Below are 18,172 nucleotides of genomic sequence, written 5' to 3'. Positions count from 1 at the left end.
ACAAGCGTAAGCTTTAGACATTGTTCACATAGCTGTGGCGTTATATTCACCTCACTATCTTTTTTCCCTGTTTTTAACTGGTGCGTAACACAATTAAAAAAGCCCAATATATACGCTAAGCGAGGTTTTCAGGTTCATTAGTCAAGTTAAGCGGACGACGATGATTTCTGTGTCGCACTGCATTGGCCAAAACCAGTAAAGATGCCAAAGACAACGCGCCAAAAACAAAAGCCGCCATCCCCATTCCACTTGCAACCCAAAGCAGTGGGAATATCAGCAATCGCGGGCATTCAATAGCAAGAGCAATGTTAGATTTAGAGAGAATAAAACTATTTTGTACACTCATTACAACAACAGTGACCACTGCAATAAGTTGATGATTGGTGGGAAGACTACTTATATTTAAAAGTAGATAACACATCACACCCAACATAATTGCGTGCTGCATAAGACTATACCGCTTAACAGCGCTATGGAGTTTTGGGTGATACTGTCTGCAATTATTCAAACTAACGGTCCTATTAAAGCGATTTAACCAAAAGGGATTGCGATGCCCAACATATTGTTGGGCAAACTGAAAACCCACCAACTATCAAACACTTTCAGACTTCTTTTCATCACAGTAGTACACAAAGCGAAATAATTAAACACCTGTTTGAAAAATATTATCTGTTTCATGGTCGAATGCTTATTTGCAAATACAAAAATAGGTTTTTCCACTAAACTTTGACTATAAAGAAATCGAAAAGTGACTTTTTTACGTTAAAAAGTGAGCAAATTAAGGAATTTACAGTCAGAGTGAATATTTCTCTTGATTGATAATCTAATTTTGGTTGTTATCTCTGGTAGTATTATCTAAAGGATATTTTTGTAGCGGAGTCATTATGAGCGAATCGTCAGAAAAGAAATCGTTAGGCCCACATTTTATAATAGTCGGCATTCTTCTTATTGTAATTCTGGCTGTAGTTTTTTGGCCTAGCGACGAAGAACCCGAACCTGTAGTTTCAAGCGAACCCGAAATTACGGAGCCTGAGGTAAGCACACCGCAAGAGCCTGAGGTTTTTGAACCTATTCAGCCAGCACCTACTGTTGAGCTTGAAGAAAAAGACGAAGTAGAGCCACTTCCAGAGCCAGTAGAACCTGAGCCACTTGATACGAGCGATTCTGCCGTAAAATCTTCATTAATTGAAAGTTCTTCAGCAGACGAAGAAACTGTGAATCGCATGTTGGTTGACGAAGGGCTAATTCAGCGTTTTGTAGTGTCCGTAGCCAACTTAGCAAATGATGAAATGGCGCCTAGCCATCAGCTACTCACTCCACCAGAACAAAACTTCCGCGTTTACTCGCAAGCTGGCAAGCAGTGGATTGATGCCGCAAGCTATAAGCGATATACGCCGTATGTAGACATGCTGGAATCATTTGATAATGAAGCATTACTTAATATCTACGGTATTTATAAAGGTGATATACAAGCAAAATATGCGGAAATTGGTAATCCTGATCAAGATTTCAATGAAACGTTATTAAGCGCCATTGATCAGCTATTAGACACTCCTGAAGTGCCAGTTCCCGTTGAAGTGTATACTGACTCTGTTTCCTACAAATATGCAGATGAGCGCTTAGAAAGTTTAAACGAACCACAAAAGCAGCTACTTCGCACTGGCCCAGACAATATGCGCCGTATCAAAGCGAAATTGCGCGAACTCAAAGTATTGGTTGAAGAGCGTGGATCTAACTAGGTTTCAACAGCAGCTTAAGGGCACGTCTTCTAAGGCGCGCCCTTTGCCGCCTGTTGAAAAATGGAACCCCAACTTTTGTGGTGACATTAACCTGACTATTGCTTTAGACGGCAGGTGGTTCTATGAAGGCAGCCCCATAGGGCGCGCGAGCCTCGTTCAGCTTTTCGCATCTGTGCTCAAGCGTGAAGGCGACAGTTATTTTTTGGTAACACCTGTTGAGAAAGTCGGAATTACTGTAGAAGACACGCCTTTTCTTGTTACTCAGTGGCGAAAAGAGCGTGCTGAAAGCAATAATTTAAACACCTTCGTGTTTACAACCCAGACCGGCGATGAGATTTATCTTGAGCGCGAAGAACAACTTGAGCTTCGTGTGCCGCCAAAAGCCATACAAGACCCCCAAGCAACGCCCATTCCCTATGTATGTGTTCGAAGGAACTTGTGGGCAAGACTGCATCAAAATGTTTATTATCAACTGCTTGAACAGGCCAAAGAGCAGTCTGATGCCTCAGGCACGTCATTTTGCATTCAGTCAAGCGGCAAAACCTTTGTACTAGGCGAAATAACCCGCTAGCGCTTAACGCATCATTCTGGTGCCGCTATTACTCACTACATTCATTCATCATTAATATCATGCTGTTAGCAGTGCTTTATTTTGCGTTATCTCGCTGCGTGCATTACATTCGATATAGTCCATAAAACAATCAACAAGAAGACCTATATCATGAATAAATCTCTCGCATCGCTGGCCGTTGCCAGTACAGTAGTGTCATTGTCTTTTTCGGCAACAGCAGCAACCCTCATTCACGCTGGTAAAGTATTTACGGGCACCACTAATGGTCTTCAAGAAAACGTGACGATTGTTGTAGAAGACAACAAAATTACTGCCGTTAAAGACGGTTTTTCTAAAGCACAAAACGGCGATACCGTCATAGACTTAAAGGCGTCAACAGTTATGCCCGGTCTGATGGATATGCATGTTCACCTGTCAATGCAACACGGAGGCCCGCAAACCTATCTCGACCGATTTTCTTTAAATGAAGCGGATTATGCGTTGCGAGCAGCAAATTACGCCAAAATCACCCTAGACTCAGGCTTTACGACTGTGCGCAACCTTGGCGACGGCTTCAATGAAACTGTTGCCCTTAGAAATGCTATAAACAAAGGTTACGCTACCGGACCGCGTATCTATACTGTGGCAAAGCCTATCGCTACAACAGGCGGACATGCCGACCCTAGTAACGGTTTATCTCATTTATTACGGCCTGATGTAGGCCCAAAGCAAGGAGTGGTAAATGGAAAAGTTGAAGCCCGTGAAGCAGTGAGAACACGTTATCAAGATGGCGCAGACCTGATAAAAATTACTGCGACAGGCGGCGTATTAAGTGTGGCAAAAAGCGGACAAAACCCACAATTTATGACCGATGAGTTAGACGCTATTGTTGATACTGCGAAAGATTACGGTATGACGGTTGCGGTGCATGCGCATGGGAAAGAGGGCATGAAACGCGCCATTGAAGCGGGCGTCGACTCTATTGAGCACGGCACGTACATGGACGATGAAATACGCAACCTGATGAAAAAGCATGGCACATACTACGTACCCACCATTTTGGCGGGCAAATTTGTGGCGGATAAGGCGAAAATTGATGGCTTCTTCCCAGAACTGGTTCGCCCTAAAGCAGCAGCTATAGGCCCACTGATTCAAAATACCTTTGAACAGGCGCACAAAGCAGGCGTAAAAATTGCTTTTGGAACAGACAGTGGCGTATCTGCTCATGGCGATAACGCACAGGAATTCTCGCTTATGGTAAAAGCCGGCATGAAACCCGCTGATGCGCTGCTAAGCGCAACGGTAAATAGCGCAAGTTTATTGGGTATTAGCGACATTCTTGGCACGTTAGAGGAGGGCAAACTAGCCGACATTGTGGCAGTTCAAGGCAATCCGCTTGAAGATATTTCACTGATGGAAAGCGTGTCATTTGTAATGAAAGACGGCGTTGTTTATAAGCAGTAAAACTTTTAATGCGGTAGGGGTTACATGGAACTGGGTAAAAAGGTAAAGCAAAAAACCAAAAAGCTTATTGATTCTAAACATATGCTTAGAGGTATTACATTAGCCTCGTTTTTAGAATCGACCATCGTGCCCATTCCACTTGAAGCTGTGATGGTGCCGTTAATGCAAGCCAGGCGAGAGTCGCTGTGGCAAATTGCATTAATGGCCACGGTTGGCTGTGTAATTGGTGCTGTTTTTGGGTATGCCTTAGGGTATTACCTTTTCGATATGGTAGGCCAGTGGCTAATTGACACCTTTTTCAGTCAGCAACAGTTCGATAGCGTTAAACAACAAATGGAAAACCAAGGTTTCTGGTTCGTAATGACCCTAGGTATTGCGCCAATTCCTTTTCAAGTTGCCATGTTAGCAGCGGGTGCCACAAAGTACTCTTTGCCGCTTTTTTTACTCGCAACGGTTATCGCGCGCTCTATTCGCTACTTCGGGCTTGCAGTAGTGGTTTATTACGCCGGCGATAGAGCCGAGCAGCTTATCAGGCGCTATAAAATGAAAGCGGTTATCGCAATAACGCTGGCCGTAGTTATGTTGTGGTGGCTTTCAAATGTGCTTAGTCAATAGCATTAATTCCACTATCTCTGATTAAGTTTTGATTCTCTTTGAGTTGTAGAGCTGCGCATCACTACAAAACACTTCTTTAGATTAAAAGAAATAAGTAATTAGAAGCATCGCTTTTTTTTAACTTTGCATTTGATAATGATTCTTATTTGCATTAATGTAAGAAAAAAGGAGGTGCAAATATGAATTCCCAGCGATTATGCCCTGTTTACCGAAAGTGGTTACAGCTACACCCAGCTAACGCTCGCGCGCATCGACTCAGGTTACAAATTCAGGCACAAGAAGCACATCAACAAGGTAAAAGCGCGTTTGCCCGTGACATGTGTTATCAAGCATTTGAAACAGCAAAGGTCGTGTTAACCGCATTGCAACCGGTGTCGAAAAGCAATTTTAGCACCGCCTATAACGACATCGTTTCATTTGGCGCTCTGGGTATGTATTTGTCGTCTTTACTTCAGCGTGCATACAAGGAACATGAAGCTCACGAGGTGTTACAAGAGTGTCATCAGCTCCTAATTGCGGTGATGCCACTGCATGCGGCCAATCCTTCTGTTTGCCGTCTTATAAACGCTGTTCAGCATTGTGTTGACAGCAAGGGCTTACCGCCAAATACACTTCCTATACCAAACGGGGCTAGTCACTAAAATTCTTTAAGTAAAAGACATATAGCAAGGAGAACACTATGCCTTCACAACAGCATGAGCACGAAGACAACTTTATTGCGTTAAACGTTAGAGCTTCCGTGCTTAAGAAGATGCTCAGCGGTGAGAACTTACACATGAGTGACATACATTGTACCTGCTCTCAAAGCAAACAAGCGTTACAACGGCTTTTACTGCAAGCCGTTAGTACAAGCAAATAGTGCGGAATACCTAAAAAACAGACACATTTGGATCGAAACTTGAAGGTCATTTGGAAACGACGCCTTATTTTAGATGGACTCACTACGTAAGGAAGACCAATGACTAACGATTCAAAATGGTATCATCGCATAGCGAGAGCGGGCTACAGCGCTAAAACAGTCATGTACGTTATGCTAGGTACATTCATTCTGTCATCGGTAATAAATTCACTCAATCGTGAAAAGGCGACTCAATCGCAAGTTTTTGAAACCCTAAAAGAACAACCTTTCGGGCAGCTCTTGCTCGGCGGCCTGGTTCTAGGCCTGGCGTGTTACGCCTTGTGGCGGTGGCTACAAACCTTCACTGAATCATCGTCCGACGACGATACTAAACTTAAAGCCGTTATTACTAAATGCTTCTTTTTTATATCCGGACTCTTTTATATGGCCGCCGCATTTGTAGGCGCCAAAGTACTTTTCTCGTGGCGTCAAAGCCAGTCAGGTGGGTCACAAGGTAACAGCCAAGAAGTCACTAGTTATTTAATGCAATTTGAGTGGGGCCTGTTTTTGGTCGCCGCCATCGGAGTAGGCATCATTGTTTTCTCTGGTATTCAATTCAAACACGCATATACGAAAGACTTTTTAGAAAAATTTACTATGAGCTCACTGAGTAGTAGGGTACAGAAAAGTATTTCATTTAGTGGACGCGCGGGTTATGTCGCACGGGGCATTGTGTATTTAGTCGTAGGCGGATTTTTTATTTTTGCGGCGTTAGTGAGCAACCCATCTGAGGCAGGAGGATTACAGAAAGTGCTATCAACTCTAATGGAACAGCCATTTGGACCGTATCTAATTGCTGGCGTAGGGGCAGGGTTTGTAATGTTTGGACTTTATTGTGGCCTAGAGGCCAAATACCGCGACTTAGAATAGAAGAGGCGCTAAGCGCGCCCCTTTTTAATGACATATTGGTAGGGCATCTCATCAGTTTGCGATGCCACTAGCGTGTGGTCCATAAACCGACAAAAGCTTGGAATATCCCTGGCCGTTGAAGGGTCATCGGCTGTGACCGACAAGGTTTCACCATCGGCCAGCTTTCGAATATTTAGGCGCACCATCATAACGGGCTCTGGGCAGCGCAGCCCCAGAGCGTCTAGATGCTGACTGGCTGCGTCAAATGCGCTATCAAAATCAGATGCCATAGTTTTCACGGTAGGTGTTTATTGCGTTGATTTCGCTTTCGAAGCCGCCTTTTTCAGATAGGAAAGCAACAACATCAGCAAGGGAAACAATAGAGATTACCTTGGTGCTAAAGTCACGCTCAACCTCTTGAATAGCTGAAAGCTCGCCATTACCACGCTCTTGTCTGTCTAATGCGATCAGTACGCCAGACAAACTCGCTTTCTGCTGCTCAATTAACGTCATAGACTCACGAATAGCAGTACCAGCGGTGATCACGTCATCCACCAGCATAACCTTGCCTTCCAGCGGACTGCCCACTAAGTTACCACCTTCACCGTGAGTTTTGGCCTCTTTACGGTTAAAGCAATAAGGTACATCAAGGTTGTGACTGTCGGCCAACGCTACAGCGGTTGTAGTCGCAATTGGAATACCCTTATAGGCAGGGCCAAACAGAACGTCAAAGCTTACGCCCGCATCAATCAGAGCATCGGCGTAAAAGCGTCCCAACTTAGCTAAATCGCCACCGCGATTAAACAAGCCAGCATTAAAAAAATATGGACTAACACGCCCCGATTTTAGGGTAAATTCGCCAAACTTTAACACGCCACGCTCAATGGCAAACTCTATAAAATCACGTTGAAACGCTTTCATGATGACCTCTTAAATACTCAATTACGCTTTGCTTCTAAACTTAAGCTAGCGCAGCTTTTTGAATGTCGAACAACTCACGTAAACCGTGCTTACCAATTTTCAGCATTTCATCTAGCTCTTCAAACGAGAACGGTTCGCCCTCAGCGGTGCCTTGAACTTCAATCAGTTTTCCGGTCTCGGTCATAACGATGTTCATGTCTGTTTCAGCTTCAGAGTCTTCCGTGTATTCAAGGTCAGCAATTGGCATACCTTCATAAATACCCACTGAAAGCGCAGCAATCATGTGTTTAAGAGGGTTTGTTTTGATAATACCTTTTGCACGCATGTACGTAAGCGCATCAACAAGGGCAACGCACGCACCAGTGATTGACGCCGTACGCGTACCGCCATCAGCCTGAATAACGTCGCAATCTAAGGTTATGGTGTTTTCACCAAGTAACTTTAGGTCTACCGCTGCGCGCAATGAGCGTGCGATAAGACGCTGTATTTCTAGTGTACGACCACCTTGTTTACCGCGTGCAGCCTCACGGCCACTGCGCGTATGTGTCGCGCGCGGAAGCATACTGTACTCAGCCGTGATCCAGCCTTTGCCTTGACCCTTCATAAAGCGTGGCACACCTTCTTCTACCGTCGCATTACACAACACCTTGGTATTACCAAACTCTACAAGAACAGAGCCTTCTGCGTGACAAGTATATTGGCGAGTAATAGTAACAGGGCGAATTTGACTGGCGGTTCTGCCGCTTGGACGCATAGTGTTCTCCACAACGTAAGTGCTTAAAAAAGGGTAGCGTTTTACAGGTTTTTTCTGCGAAATGTGACAAGAAAACTAAATTCGCAGTAAAACCTCGTAAATTCGATGAAGCTACGAAATTGCGCCTAAGTATAACGCAATACCCGTAGCCGTTAAAAACGAACTTTACATGTTTGCTTATTGAATTAGGTAAATGTGCGCTAATATACAAGTTACAAGAAAACTTGCGCTGGATATAAACATTTACAACACGATGTTCGGGTTGTTTTGCAGGTTTTCAGTTACGACAAAGGATATTTATGATTTACAGCATGACAGCGTTTGCGCGTGTAGAAACGAAAAAAGATTGGGGCTCGGCGGTATGGGAAATTCGTTCTGTTAACCAACGCTTTTTGGAAACTTATTTTCGACTACCTGAACAGTTTCGATCACTTGAGCCTGTTTTACGCGAACGTTTTCGCAAAAAACTAGCGCGCGGGAAAGTTGAATGTGCGCTGCGTTTTACTGCCAACGACGCTGCTGTAACCACCCTAAGTTTAAATGAAGAACTAGCCAAACAGATACTTCACGCTGCAGACTGGGTACAGTCTCATGGACAGTCAACCGGCGTTAATCCACTAGACGTATTGCGCTGGCCTGGCGTAATTGCTGCTGAAGAAGCAGACATGGACACCATTCATGCTGACGTAATGACCGCCTTTGACCAAGCCTTAAATGACTTTATTAGCGCTCGTGCCACCGAGGGTGAAGCGCTTAAAGGCATGATTACACAACGTTTAGATGCCATTGAAGTAGAAGCAGAAAAAGTGGCCACACGCATGCCTGAAATTATGCAATGGCAGCGTGAAAAAGTGCAGTCGCGCTTTGAAGAAGCAAAAGTGGAGCTAGACCCAGGCCGTTTTGAGCAAGAAATGATCATGCTTGCCCAGAAAGTGGATGTAGCTGAAGAGCTAGACCGCCTTAACGCGCATGTTAAAGAAACCCGCAATATTCTAAAGAAAGGTGGCGCAGTAGGTCGTCGTCTAGACTTTATGATGCAGGAGTTTAACCGTGAGTCTAACACGTTAGGGTCGAAATCAATCAGCACGGATATCACGCAGTCAGCGGTTGAACTGAAGGTGTTGATTGAGCAAATGCGCGAGCAAATTCAGAATATTGAGTAAGCCATCCAACACGTTGAATGCTTCGTTTCTTAATTTAGTTCAGCTTATTGTCAAAACGTAAATACGACGCAATACATCATTGCTATCGGTGATGTATTGCGGATGCTTTTATCTTTCCAAACCTTCACCACCATTTTTGAATACAGCTGCCTATGAATACCAAACACAAAGAACAGAGAAAGCCCTTTCCTGTAAATTTATGCATTCTACATGGCCCGAGAAAGGGCTTTCTCAAATAGCAAAAGAGAGCTAAACAACTGACTACTAAATTATTTTCAAAGTTAACTACCGTATTAGTTAAAAAAAGAAGCCTTTGCCCGAAGTCGCACGCGACAGTTACTTCACTCATTTGGCATGGCGAAGCGGTGTTGATAACGGCATAATATAGCCAACATTATTATCGCTTTAAAAATGGGATTTTTTACGTGCCAACCATTTACCAAGTTGCTGAGCGGGCTGGTGTATCTTTATCAACGGTGTCCCGAGTTTTGAACGGTAAAGCTTCGGTGAATGCCGCGCTAAGAGAACGCGTAGAAAAAGCAGTAAAGGAGCTAAATTATCGACCTAGTACTGTGGCTCGCTCGTTAGCTAATAGCCGAACCGATAGCGTTGGCGTGCTGGTCCCCGAACTAGATACAACGTTTTTCAGTGAGATCGTTCAGTCGCTTGAATCCATTTTTCGTGCAGAAAACAAACACATCATTATTGCCGTTGGTGGCAAATGTACCGATTCGCAAAAAAAGGCGGTGGATTTTCTTGTTAGTCGAAATTGTGATGCGCTGATTGTTCACGCTCAGGCCGTAACCGACGACTATTTAAAAGGCATTAGTGAATCGAAACTTCCCATAGCCTTTATAGACCAGCATGTTGAAAGCCTGCCTAATGCATCTTTTAACTTCGACCATGAAAAAGGCGGCTATTTAGCCACCCGCCACTTACTCGAATTAGGTCACCAGAATATTGCTTACATTTCAGGGCCAGCGGAATTCTCTGAATCCGCTATACGAGTTAAAGGGTATAAGCGTGCGTTGTCAGAGGCAGGAATACCCATTGAGCAGCCGCTTATTTTTAATGGTGATAACGCAGAAGATGGTGGAAAGGCTGGGCTGTTAGAGCTCCTGTCACAAGACTTGCCTTTTACGGCAATAGTATGCGCTAACGATCTGATGGCGTCAGGGGTTATAAGCTGCGCTCGTGAGTTAGGCATGAGCCTACCGCAAGATTTATCCATTGTAGGGGGCGATAACGCTGCATTCGCTCAACATGTTTTTCCGCGCCTCACTACCATAGATATGCCCACTGCGAAGCTGGCAGAAATGGCAGCGAAATATGTTTTAAATAGAGTTTACGCGCAGAATAATGATGTTGAATTTGCCCTTGAGCCGTCGATAGTGCCAAGAGACTCAACCGTGCAATATCAAGGCTACTGATTACTTTTTAGCATGTCAGCGTGCGCTGCAACGATTTGGCGCGTGGAAGCGAGCGCGGTTTCATGTGAAACATATTAATAAGATAGATTAAAACACCTAGTTTTAAATTGCGTGAGATGTATAAACTTATGCAAATAATGCCTTTAACAGCATAATGACTTAATTCCCTAAATTCATGGAGAGAACATGAAGCACATTTTGTTAAGTTTGTTTTTATTACTTGGTGTAACAGCGCATGCTGAAAGCAATTATGAGCAGGTCGATAAGACACTAAACGCTTTGCACCACAACGCGTCAACCGCCAACTTTGAGGAATACTTCAATCTGTACCATAACAACGCGGTATTTATCGGAACAGACGCATCGGAAGTGTGGAGCAAAGAAGAGTTTCAAGCCTACGCTAAACCTCACTTCGATAAGGGTAAGGGTTGGACTTATCACCCTCGCGATAGACACATCTATTTTTCATCGAATAAAGATGTGGCGTGGTTTGATGAACTTCTTGATAACGACAGTTTGGGTGAAACGAGAGGTACTGGTGTTTTAGTTAAGGAAGGGGATGTATGGAGGGTCACGCAATATCACTTAACCATTCCTATACCTAATGCACTCGCAGACTCGATTGCTGAACAAATTAAAAGCGCGAAATAAAAAAAGCCCCGACAACTGCCTAGGCTTTCTTTCTATTTGGCTGCGTATTAGGTATTAGATTGGGTCAGCGGCTGAATTTCCATTTCAACGCGACGGTTCATTGAACGGTTCGCAGCGCTGTTATTAGGCACTTTAGGTGCATACTCGCCCATACCTACTGTGGTAATACGCGTTGGATTAACGGCATAGTTAATTAGTAGGTTTTTCACTGCACCCGCACGGCGCTCAGATAAAGACTGATTGTACTGCTCTGAGCCTGTGTCATCGGTATGACCTTTGATCATCAATACGGTTTTTTCGTAGTTGTTTACTACTTTTGCGACATCTTGCAACACGGGGTTGAAGTTAGGGCTAATGCTTGAACTGTCCGTAGCAAAGGTAATGTCGCCCGGCATAATGAGACGCAAGTTATCACCCTCACGCACTACTTGCACGCCAGTGTCAGAAAGCTCATTTCTCAGCTCTTCTTCTTGTTTGTCCATGTAGTTACCAATTGCACCACCAGCAATTGCTCCTACTGCTGCGCCCCACGCATAACGACTTTTATCGTTATCGCCAGTAGCTTTACCCAGTAGTGCCCCCACTACCGCGCCGATAGCAGCACCTTTTTGAGTATTGTTTGGGTCTGTCGCGCAGCCTGCCACTGTTAATGAAGCGGCTATCAAACTTACAGCAAGAGTCTTTTTCATAACGTCCTCTTTTTCCATTTAAAAGCTCATTGTTGAGAAATTGCCGTTGTCCATTGCATCTCCCAACAAGCTTTGTCGTAAATTTTCGTTAATTTAAATACAAGTTAGCAATTAGTGTTCCATCCGTAAAAGTTAAGAACGTGGGAACATTGCTCGTTTATCTGATGTTTAAAGGCTAATTTAAAGCCATGTTGGTAAACGCCACGTGTTAAGGGCCAGCAAGTTTTTGCCCTTCGTTAATTATGTCTAATAGTAAGGGGCGAAACCTGAACACAAGCTAAATGAATATGTGGCAGGTAAAGCCTACGAGCAGGGAAGTTAGAGACAACACAGTGTAAACTCTACACTGTGTTGCCAAAAAGTAACGTTTTAGCCGATGGAAACAGACCGTTCAAAAAATGCATTCACATCTATTTTATAATCGGAAGCGACTACGGCTTTCGCGATACTTATTGCTTTATCCACTGAAAGATCGATGTCTTTAGGCGTCAGATAATGGCTGTTGCGTACAGAGTAAAATACTTTGACCAAAGGTGTTAGTGGCGAATCTTTTTGCTCAACCACCATGGCTAGCTTTTCATTAGAGAGTAAAACTAAGCTTCCTACGGGGTAGACGCCCAAACATTTAATAAACTGCATCACAAGTGATTGGTCGAGGCGAGAAGGTGCGTCACTTATTAATATAGAAAATGCTTTTTGGCTCGACATCCCAGCTTTATACACGCGATCGGCGGTCAGCGCGTCGTACATATCGGCAATGGCCAACATACGGCCTGCTTGGCTAATGTCTTTGCCTTTCTTTCCGGCAGGGTACCCCAACCCATCTAAACGCTCGTGATGTTCACTAATAGTTTGGATGAGTAGTGGCGCAATGTCTGTCTCATTCAGGTAATCTACACCGTGTTTTACATGCCCTTTCATGATTTCCATCTCGCTATCCGTTAAGCGACCAGGTTTATGAAGAATGTCGTCAGGAATTTTTATTTTGCCTAAATCATGTAAAAAGCCTGCATAGGAGAGATCTTGCACTTCCTCCTCAGACATACCTAAATAACTACCAAAATTCGCCAATAGAATAGCTACATTCAGCGAGTGCTCTAACAAATAATCGTCTTTTTCACGAATTTTCGTTAGACAAAGAAGGGCATCCGGATTTCTGTCTACAGACTCAACTAGCTTGTTTGAAAAGGCTTTAGGGATACTTGCATCAAAAGGCGTCTCTTTTTGAACATTTTCAAGCAGTAACTTTTGAATGGCTTTACCTTGTTCATGCAGCTTAACCGCTTTTACAAGTTCATTCTCCAGTGATACTTTTTTCGATTTATATTTATTATCAGAGGCACTGGGTAACTCTTCCGACGCTTTAGAAGAAGGCACTTTTTGATCAACAATAAATGCCTTATCGGTGTCAATCGCTAGCGTTTTAACGCCGCGTTTTTTAAGTGTTTTGATGACATCGTTCGAGGTTACACGTCCTTGGCTTTTAACAGTTAACGCGCCTTTTTGCTCTAAAATTTGATGAACAAACATGCCTAGCTCTAACTGATCAATAGTAATCTTTTTTATCATTTCACCTGCACTGCACCGTTATCTATTTGCTATTTCAACCCTAAGCAACAACGCCTATCAACTGCGCCTTTAATACTCTAACTCTACCAGTATAGTGTGTAAATCTGGTGTCCAACCGAAGTTTCTCATATTCACTCGGTAGTTTTTAACCAGCACACCTTCTGCGAGTAAACGCGCTCGCTGTTCCTCCGCTTTCTCTGAACCTGCAGGAAAGGCAATTTTGCCATCGGCACGCAACACGCGATGCCAGTTGCTTTTGTTGCCAATTTCTTTAAGGCACTTGCCCATCATTCTCGCCCTACCAGGTAGTCCGCATAAGTCTGCAAGCAGCGCATAACTTACAACATTGCCCTCAGGTACAAGGGAAAGGGTTTTCTCGACGCGAGATTGTACTGCTTCACGTTGCATGCTGTATATTATCCTATCTGGTAAGTTAAATTATTCAGTAAACCCGTAGTATCAAAACAACTATCAAGAGAAAGAAGTTAAGCCATGCGCCGCTATTGTGAAAAATGTCGATACCCCCAAACAACGTGCATTTGCTCACATATCTCTATAATCAATACTTCACTGAATATCATTATTGTTCAACACGAGAAAGAAGCCCTCCATGCCAAAAATACGGCCCGACTCATCTCTTTGTGTGTTCCACACACGGAAATTGTATGTGCAAATGATAGCGTTGCCATGCAGGGCCTCTTGGAAAGATGTTCAATTGAACATTCTGCGCTTATTTACCCAAGCGATGTGAGTCACCCAATTGAGGCGATAGCGCCAACCACTGCAAGTACAATTTCCACCATTGTGCTGATTGATGGGAGCTGGAAACAAGCGTTTGGAATCGTCAAGAAGAACCCATGGTTAGAAAAGCTTCGTGCTTTTCACTTTGCTTCAGCCCCTAGTTCGAACTATTTCATCCGCCATACGTCCTTGGATAACGCCCTTTCAACGTTAGAAGCTACAGCGTATGCCCTGCATTGTATAGATAAGGTTGACGTTTCTGCGCTTCACAAGGCACAGAGCGCTCTACAAAGTGTGTGGCAAGGCCCAACATCTCACAGGCGAAAAGTGTAGCGTAAAATAGCGCTCAGAGGTTTTTACGCATTCATTGGAATATAGCCTTTCTGATCTTTTATTAAGGTTATCCAGTTTCGAATGGCTGGATACGCCGCAAGATCAAAGCCGCCCTCATGTGCCACATGGGTATAAGCAAAAAGCGATATATCAGCTAGGCTAATTGTGTCACCCAGTAGGTATGGTGTCACTTTTAGCTGGTGCTCCATGACAGCAAGCGCGCGATAGCCACCGGCTTGCTTAGACTCATATTCCGCTTTTTTTTCGTCGGGAAGGCCGAGGTACACAGCAATATAACGCGCAACCGCGATATAGGGTTCATGGCTGTATTGCTCAAAAAATTGCCACTGCAATAACTGTGAAAAACTATAGGTCGAGGAGGGCACAAAAGACGTATTTGACGCAAGATAATGCATGATAGCGTTAGATTCAGACAAGACTCTACCGTCATCTAATTCAAGTATTGGAATTTTACCATTGGGGGACTTTTCAAGAAATGAATGCGCTCTTGTATCGCCTTTCATGATATCTACATCGATCCATTCGCAACTTTTACCAAGAAGGGACAGGAGAAGCTGAAGTTTATAACAGTTCCCAGAACGTTTATCGCCGTATATTCGCACAAGGGTATTCCATTAAAGTGGATAGACCTACCATAACAACCCAAGGTGCCAGCGACAATCTCAAATTGAACGAGGGTAAAAAGAAGAGTGTTTCAAACTACGTTATTACTCAAGCAGAATAAATTCAAGCGAGATTAATGATAGCGGGGAAGTTGTATTAACCACTCAACAATAAATAAAAGAACCCAAGAGATTGGGATTAAAGCAATACACGCTGCTACTCTGGCCTTATCCCTTGGCGCGAAAATGCGCGCACCCATTTTTAATACGCGTTCTTTTTCGCTCTCTAACTGTTCAATCGATGCTGAACCTGTCGATTCTTCGCCTTTAGCACAACGCTTAATACCATCTTCAATGTCTTCTTCAAGATGCGCTACAGCAAGCTTTTGCTCGTCATCAAGCATTCGTCTTAGTTTAATCACAGGCCAAAACAAATAAAAACTTACTACCCCTGTGAAAAACGTAACCACCAATACATCAATAGATGGAATATCCTTTTTCAACCAAAAAATAGGAAAGATTGCGAGCGCCCCCATGGCAAAAATACTGTTTGTGGTTCCTAGCTTTAATAGGGTCATGACTGATTGTAATCTATCGATATTGCCACCCGCTTGAGGTAGCACCTTGGTAGTAAGGTATTTAATGTTAGAGGAAATCTGAAACAAAAATAGTATGGCAAGAAACCAAAAGGGAACGGCGGTTACCGTAAGAAACAAAACATGAATTTCCTGCTTGACCGTTATCAACCCCTCAAAAATGCAGTAAACAACAGTGATCATGATAGACGTGATCGCAGCGTTAAAAATATGGTGTTTGAATTCAGAGCTAAGCTCTTGTCTGTGAGCAGAAAACTGACTTAATCGATTAGTTTTAACAAGAAGCGAAATTAGCGTGCTAGCTACGTTTTGATGCATTAATCGCAAAGCAAACCAAAAATAGCCAGTTATAAGCGACATACCAATTGCAGAGTTAAAATCGCGCTGTGCGCGAATATTTCCCGCTTCCGGCCAGTCTAACGCGCCCGTGAAGTAATGCACCGAAAGTAAAATCAGCGTGGTGAGGAGTGGAAAAAATCCAATAGATGCACCTTTATGCATATTGGAATACGGGTTGAGCTTCATTTATAAAATTCGTTACAGGCAAAAACGGCAAAAAACCTGCCGCACAGTTCGTTTTAATTTTAAATTGGCGAAAGCGCTCTAACGATAAGCTTTGTATGGTGTTATAGCAATAGAAATAAACGTAAGCGAATGTGAACGAGTACTTTTCGTTCGCCAATAAAAAACCCGCCAAATGGCGGGTTTTTTCAAAGCTGTGCTTTTTACTTGCGTAACTTCTGAATAAGGCGAAGTTGTGCAATAGCTTCTGCAAGCTCGTGAGCTGCTTCTGCGTAGTTAAAGTCAGCGCCTGGGTTGGCGATGTGCTCTTCTGCACGTCGTTTGGCTTCTTCTGCTGCCTGCTCGTCAAGATCTTCAGCTCGAACCGCGGTATCAGCCAGTACGGTAACGTTACCAGGTTGTACTTCAAGTACACCACCAGCAACATAAATTACTTCTTCTTCACCGTGCTGTTTAACCAAACGCACCATACCAGGTTTAATAGCAGAGATAAGTGGCGCGTGGCCTGGGTGAATACCCAGCTCACCTTCGCTACCTGTCACCTGAATCGTTTCAACGCGACCAGAGAAAATTGATTTCTCGGCGCTTACTACGTCCAAATGTACTGTCATTGCCATGTGAACCTCCTGATTAGGTACGTTAGCATGATGCTAGGCTAGCAGCTGCTAGCCCCGTCATTATGCTTTCTTGGCTTTCTCTAGCGCTTCTTCGATAGAACCAACCATGTAGAAGGCCTGCTCTGGAAGGTGATCGTACTCACCGTCTAGAATGCCTTTAAAGCCACTGATTGTGTCTTTTAGCGATACATATTTACCAGGTGCACCAGTAAATACTTCTGCTACGAAGAACGGCTGAGATAGGAAACGCTGAATCTTACGAGCACGTGATACCACTTGCTTGTCTTCTTCAGACAGTTCGTCCATACCTAGGATCGCGATGATGTCTTTCAGCTCTTTATAACGCTGAAGAACAGTCTGTACGCCACGTGCTACGTCATAGTGCTCTTGACCAATTACTAGTGGGTCTAGCTGACGAGACGTTGAATCTAGTGGGTCTACCGCAGGGTAGATACCAAGAGACGCGATATCACGAGAAAGTACTACCGTTGCATCCAAGTGAGCAAAGGTTGTCGCCGGAGATGGGTCAGTCAAGTCATCCGCAGGTACGTATACCGCTTGAATTGAAGTGATTGAACCTGTCTTCGTTGACGTAATACGTTCCTGAAGTACACCCATCTCTTCTGCTAGTGTAGGCTGGTAACCTACCGCAGATGGCATACGACCTAGAAGTGCTGATACCTCAGTACCTGCTAGGGTATAACGATAGATGTTATCTACGAAAAATAGTACGTCACGGCCTTCGTCACGGAACTTTTCAGCCATTGTTAGACCAGTAAGTGCAACACGTAGACGGTTACCTGGTGGCTCGTTCATCTGACCGTATACAAGCGATACTTTATCAAGTACGTTTGATTCGTTCATTTCATGGTAGAAATCGTTACCCTCACGCGTACGCTCACCAACACCTGCGAATACTGAGAAACCGCTGTGCTCGATTGCGATGTTACGGATAAGTTCCATCATGTTTACGGTTTTACCTACACCCGCACCACCGAATAAACCAACTTTACCACCCTTAGCGAATGGACAAACCAAGTCGATTACTTTGATACCAGTTTCTAGTAGTTCTACCGAGCTAGACTGATCTTCGTAGCTAGGCGCTTCACGGTGAATAGACATACGCTCTTCTTCACCAATTGGGCCTGCTTCGTCGATTGGGTTACCCAATACGTCCATGATACGACCTAGTGTCTTCGTACCAACTGGAACCATGATTGGGTTACCGGTATTTTCTACTGCAAGACCACGTTTTAGTCCATCAGTAGTACCTAGTGCGATGCCACGAACAACACCGCCACCTAATTGCTGTTGCACTTCCAGGGTTAGACCTGACAAGTCACCTTCGGTAACTCGTAGTGCGTCATAAACTCTTGGTACCGCATCTTGTGGAAACTCAATGTCCACAACGGCGCCAATGATTTGGACGACCTTACCTTGACTCATAA

The 18,172-nt window shown here is 44.0% G+C and carries 22 protein-coding genes; 11 read left to right on the top strand and 11 right to left on the bottom strand.

Annotated features, from left to right (window positions below; genetic code table 11):
* Positions 1-115: 115 nt before the first annotated feature.
* On the bottom strand, positions 116-448 hold the full coding sequence (locus ACHUFN_RS09750) for a hypothetical protein (protein WP_394222182.1): 333 nt from the start codon (positions 446-448) through the stop codon (positions 116-118).
* Between the two features lie 436 nt (positions 449-884).
* On the opposite strand from ACHUFN_RS09750, the gene ACHUFN_RS09745 reads away from it, so the two are divergent.
* The 7 genes from ACHUFN_RS09745 (at position 885) to ACHUFN_RS09715 (ending at position 6,136) form a co-directional block, all read left to right on the top strand.
* Positions 885-1,739, top strand: a complete 855-nt coding sequence (locus ACHUFN_RS09745) for a DUF3014 domain-containing protein (protein WP_394222181.1) — start codon at positions 885-887, stop codon at positions 1,737-1,739.
* Positions 1,726-2,310 carry a DUF1285 domain-containing protein gene (locus tag ACHUFN_RS09740; protein ID WP_394222180.1) on the top strand — a complete coding sequence of 195 codons (585 nt, stop codon included), beginning with the start codon at positions 1,726-1,728 and terminating at the stop codon, positions 2,308-2,310. The genes ACHUFN_RS09745 and ACHUFN_RS09740 overlap by 14 nt, the downstream gene beginning before the upstream one ends.
* A 150-nt stretch (positions 2,311-2,460) precedes the next feature.
* Positions 2,461-3,753 (top strand): amidohydrolase family protein, encoded by a 1,293-nt coding sequence (locus ACHUFN_RS09735; RefSeq protein WP_394222179.1) that lies wholly within the window; start codon positions 2,461-2,463, stop codon positions 3,751-3,753.
* A 24-nt stretch (positions 3,754-3,777) separates the two neighbouring features.
* The gene (locus ACHUFN_RS09730) at positions 3,778-4,368 is read left to right on the top strand and encodes a YqaA family protein (RefSeq protein ID WP_394222178.1); all 591 of its coding nucleotides are present in this window, start codon (positions 3,778-3,780) and stop codon (positions 4,366-4,368) included.
* A gap of 179 nt (positions 4,369-4,547) precedes the next feature.
* A complete protein-coding gene (locus ACHUFN_RS09725; RefSeq protein ID WP_394222177.1) occupies positions 4,548-5,009 on the top strand; it encodes a hypothetical protein in 462 nt (153 codons plus the stop codon).
* A gap of 38 nt (positions 5,010-5,047) precedes the next feature.
* Entirely contained in the window at positions 5,048-5,227 is a 180-nt protein-coding gene (locus ACHUFN_RS09720; RefSeq protein WP_394222176.1) for a hypothetical protein, read from the top strand.
* Positions 5,228-5,326: 99 nt separating this feature from the next.
* Positions 5,327-6,136: a DUF1206 domain-containing protein gene (locus tag ACHUFN_RS09715; RefSeq protein ID WP_394222175.1), complete on the top strand. Its 810-nt coding sequence runs from the start codon at positions 5,327-5,329 to the stop codon at positions 6,134-6,136.
* An 8-nt stretch (positions 6,137-6,144) separates the two neighbouring features.
* On the opposite strand, the gene tusA is transcribed toward ACHUFN_RS09715, so the two are convergent.
* The 3 genes from tusA to rph are packed head-to-tail and all read right to left on the bottom strand — an operon-like array spanning position 6,145 to position 7,790.
* On the bottom strand, positions 6,145-6,405 hold the full coding sequence (gene tusA / locus ACHUFN_RS09710; protein WP_394222174.1) for a sulfurtransferase TusA: 261 nt from the start codon (positions 6,403-6,405) through the stop codon (positions 6,145-6,147).
* Positions 6,395-7,036 carry an orotate phosphoribosyltransferase gene (gene pyrE / locus ACHUFN_RS09705; RefSeq protein ID WP_394222173.1) on the bottom strand — a complete coding sequence of 214 codons (642 nt, stop codon included), beginning with the start codon at positions 7,034-7,036 and terminating at the stop codon, positions 6,395-6,397. The genes tusA and pyrE overlap by 11 nt, the downstream gene beginning before the upstream one ends.
* A gap of 40 nt (positions 7,037-7,076) precedes the next feature.
* Positions 7,077-7,790: a ribonuclease PH gene (gene rph / locus ACHUFN_RS09700; protein ID WP_071817690.1), complete on the bottom strand. Its 714-nt coding sequence runs from the start codon at positions 7,788-7,790 to the stop codon at positions 7,077-7,079.
* A 299-nt stretch (positions 7,791-8,089) separates the two neighbouring features.
* Here rph and ACHUFN_RS09695 point away from each other — a divergent pair, with 299 nt between their 5' ends.
* The 3 genes from ACHUFN_RS09695 (at position 8,090) to ACHUFN_RS09685 (ending at position 11,034) form a co-directional block, all read left to right on the top strand.
* Complete coding sequence (locus tag ACHUFN_RS09695) at positions 8,090-8,953, top strand: YicC/YloC family endoribonuclease (RefSeq protein WP_394222172.1); 864 nt, start codon at positions 8,090-8,092, stop codon at positions 8,951-8,953.
* A gap of 425 nt (positions 8,954-9,378) precedes the next feature.
* Positions 9,379-10,383 carry a LacI family DNA-binding transcriptional regulator gene (locus ACHUFN_RS09690; RefSeq protein WP_394222171.1) on the top strand — a complete coding sequence of 335 codons (1,005 nt, stop codon included), beginning with the start codon at positions 9,379-9,381 and terminating at the stop codon, positions 10,381-10,383.
* Positions 10,384-10,569: 186 nt separating this feature from the next.
* Positions 10,570-11,034, top strand: coding sequence for a nuclear transport factor 2 family protein (locus tag ACHUFN_RS09685; protein WP_394222170.1), 465 nt, complete (start codon positions 10,570-10,572; stop codon positions 11,032-11,034).
* A gap of 47 nt (positions 11,035-11,081) precedes the next feature.
* On the opposite strand, the gene ACHUFN_RS09680 is transcribed toward ACHUFN_RS09685, so the two are convergent.
* From ACHUFN_RS09680 to ACHUFN_RS09670, 3 genes are all read right to left on the bottom strand, one after another.
* Positions 11,082-11,723 (bottom strand): YiaD family glycine zipper/OmpA-like lipoprotein, encoded by a 642-nt coding sequence (locus ACHUFN_RS09680; protein ID WP_394222169.1) that lies wholly within the window; start codon positions 11,721-11,723, stop codon positions 11,082-11,084.
* A gap of 369 nt (positions 11,724-12,092) precedes the next feature.
* The gene (locus tag ACHUFN_RS09675) at positions 12,093-13,292 is read right to left on the bottom strand and encodes an HD-GYP domain-containing protein (RefSeq protein WP_394222168.1); all 1,200 of its coding nucleotides are present in this window, start codon (positions 13,290-13,292) and stop codon (positions 12,093-12,095) included.
* Between the two features lie 69 nt (positions 13,293-13,361).
* Entirely contained in the window at positions 13,362-13,700 is a 339-nt protein-coding gene (locus ACHUFN_RS09670) for an MGMT family protein (RefSeq protein ID WP_394222167.1), read from the bottom strand.
* A gap of 84 nt (positions 13,701-13,784) precedes the next feature.
* Here ACHUFN_RS09670 and ACHUFN_RS09665 point away from each other — a divergent pair, with 84 nt between their 5' ends.
* Complete coding sequence (locus ACHUFN_RS09665) at positions 13,785-14,366, top strand: tRNA-uridine aminocarboxypropyltransferase (RefSeq protein WP_394222166.1); 582 nt, start codon at positions 13,785-13,787, stop codon at positions 14,364-14,366.
* Between the two features lie 23 nt (positions 14,367-14,389).
* Here the strand turns inward: ACHUFN_RS09665 and ACHUFN_RS09660 are convergent, their stop codons facing one another.
* The 4 genes from ACHUFN_RS09660 to atpD form a co-directional block, all read right to left on the bottom strand.
* Entirely contained in the window at positions 14,390-14,989 is a 600-nt protein-coding gene (locus ACHUFN_RS09660) for a glutathione S-transferase family protein (protein ID WP_394222165.1), read from the bottom strand.
* A gap of 134 nt (positions 14,990-15,123) precedes the next feature.
* Positions 15,124-16,110, bottom strand: coding sequence for a hypothetical protein (locus ACHUFN_RS09655; RefSeq protein ID WP_394222164.1), 987 nt, complete (start codon positions 16,108-16,110; stop codon positions 15,124-15,126).
* A 200-nt stretch (positions 16,111-16,310) separates the two neighbouring features.
* Entirely contained in the window at positions 16,311-16,724 is a 414-nt protein-coding gene (locus ACHUFN_RS09650; RefSeq protein ID WP_394222163.1) for a F0F1 ATP synthase subunit epsilon, read from the bottom strand.
* A 60-nt stretch (positions 16,725-16,784) separates the two neighbouring features.
* Complete coding sequence (gene atpD / locus ACHUFN_RS09645; RefSeq protein WP_014951449.1) at positions 16,785-18,170, bottom strand: F0F1 ATP synthase subunit beta; 1,386 nt, start codon at positions 18,168-18,170, stop codon at positions 16,785-16,787.
* Between the last annotated feature and the right edge of the window lie 2 nt (positions 18,171-18,172).

Origin of the sequence: Alteromonas gracilis, from assembly GCF_043642145.1 — a bacterium.
Taxonomy (GTDB): domain Bacteria; phylum Pseudomonadota; class Gammaproteobacteria; order Enterobacterales; family Alteromonadaceae; genus Alteromonas; species Alteromonas gracilis_B.
The sequence above is the reverse complement of the archived record's forward strand: the minus strand, read 5'-3'. Positions and strand labels throughout refer to the sequence as shown.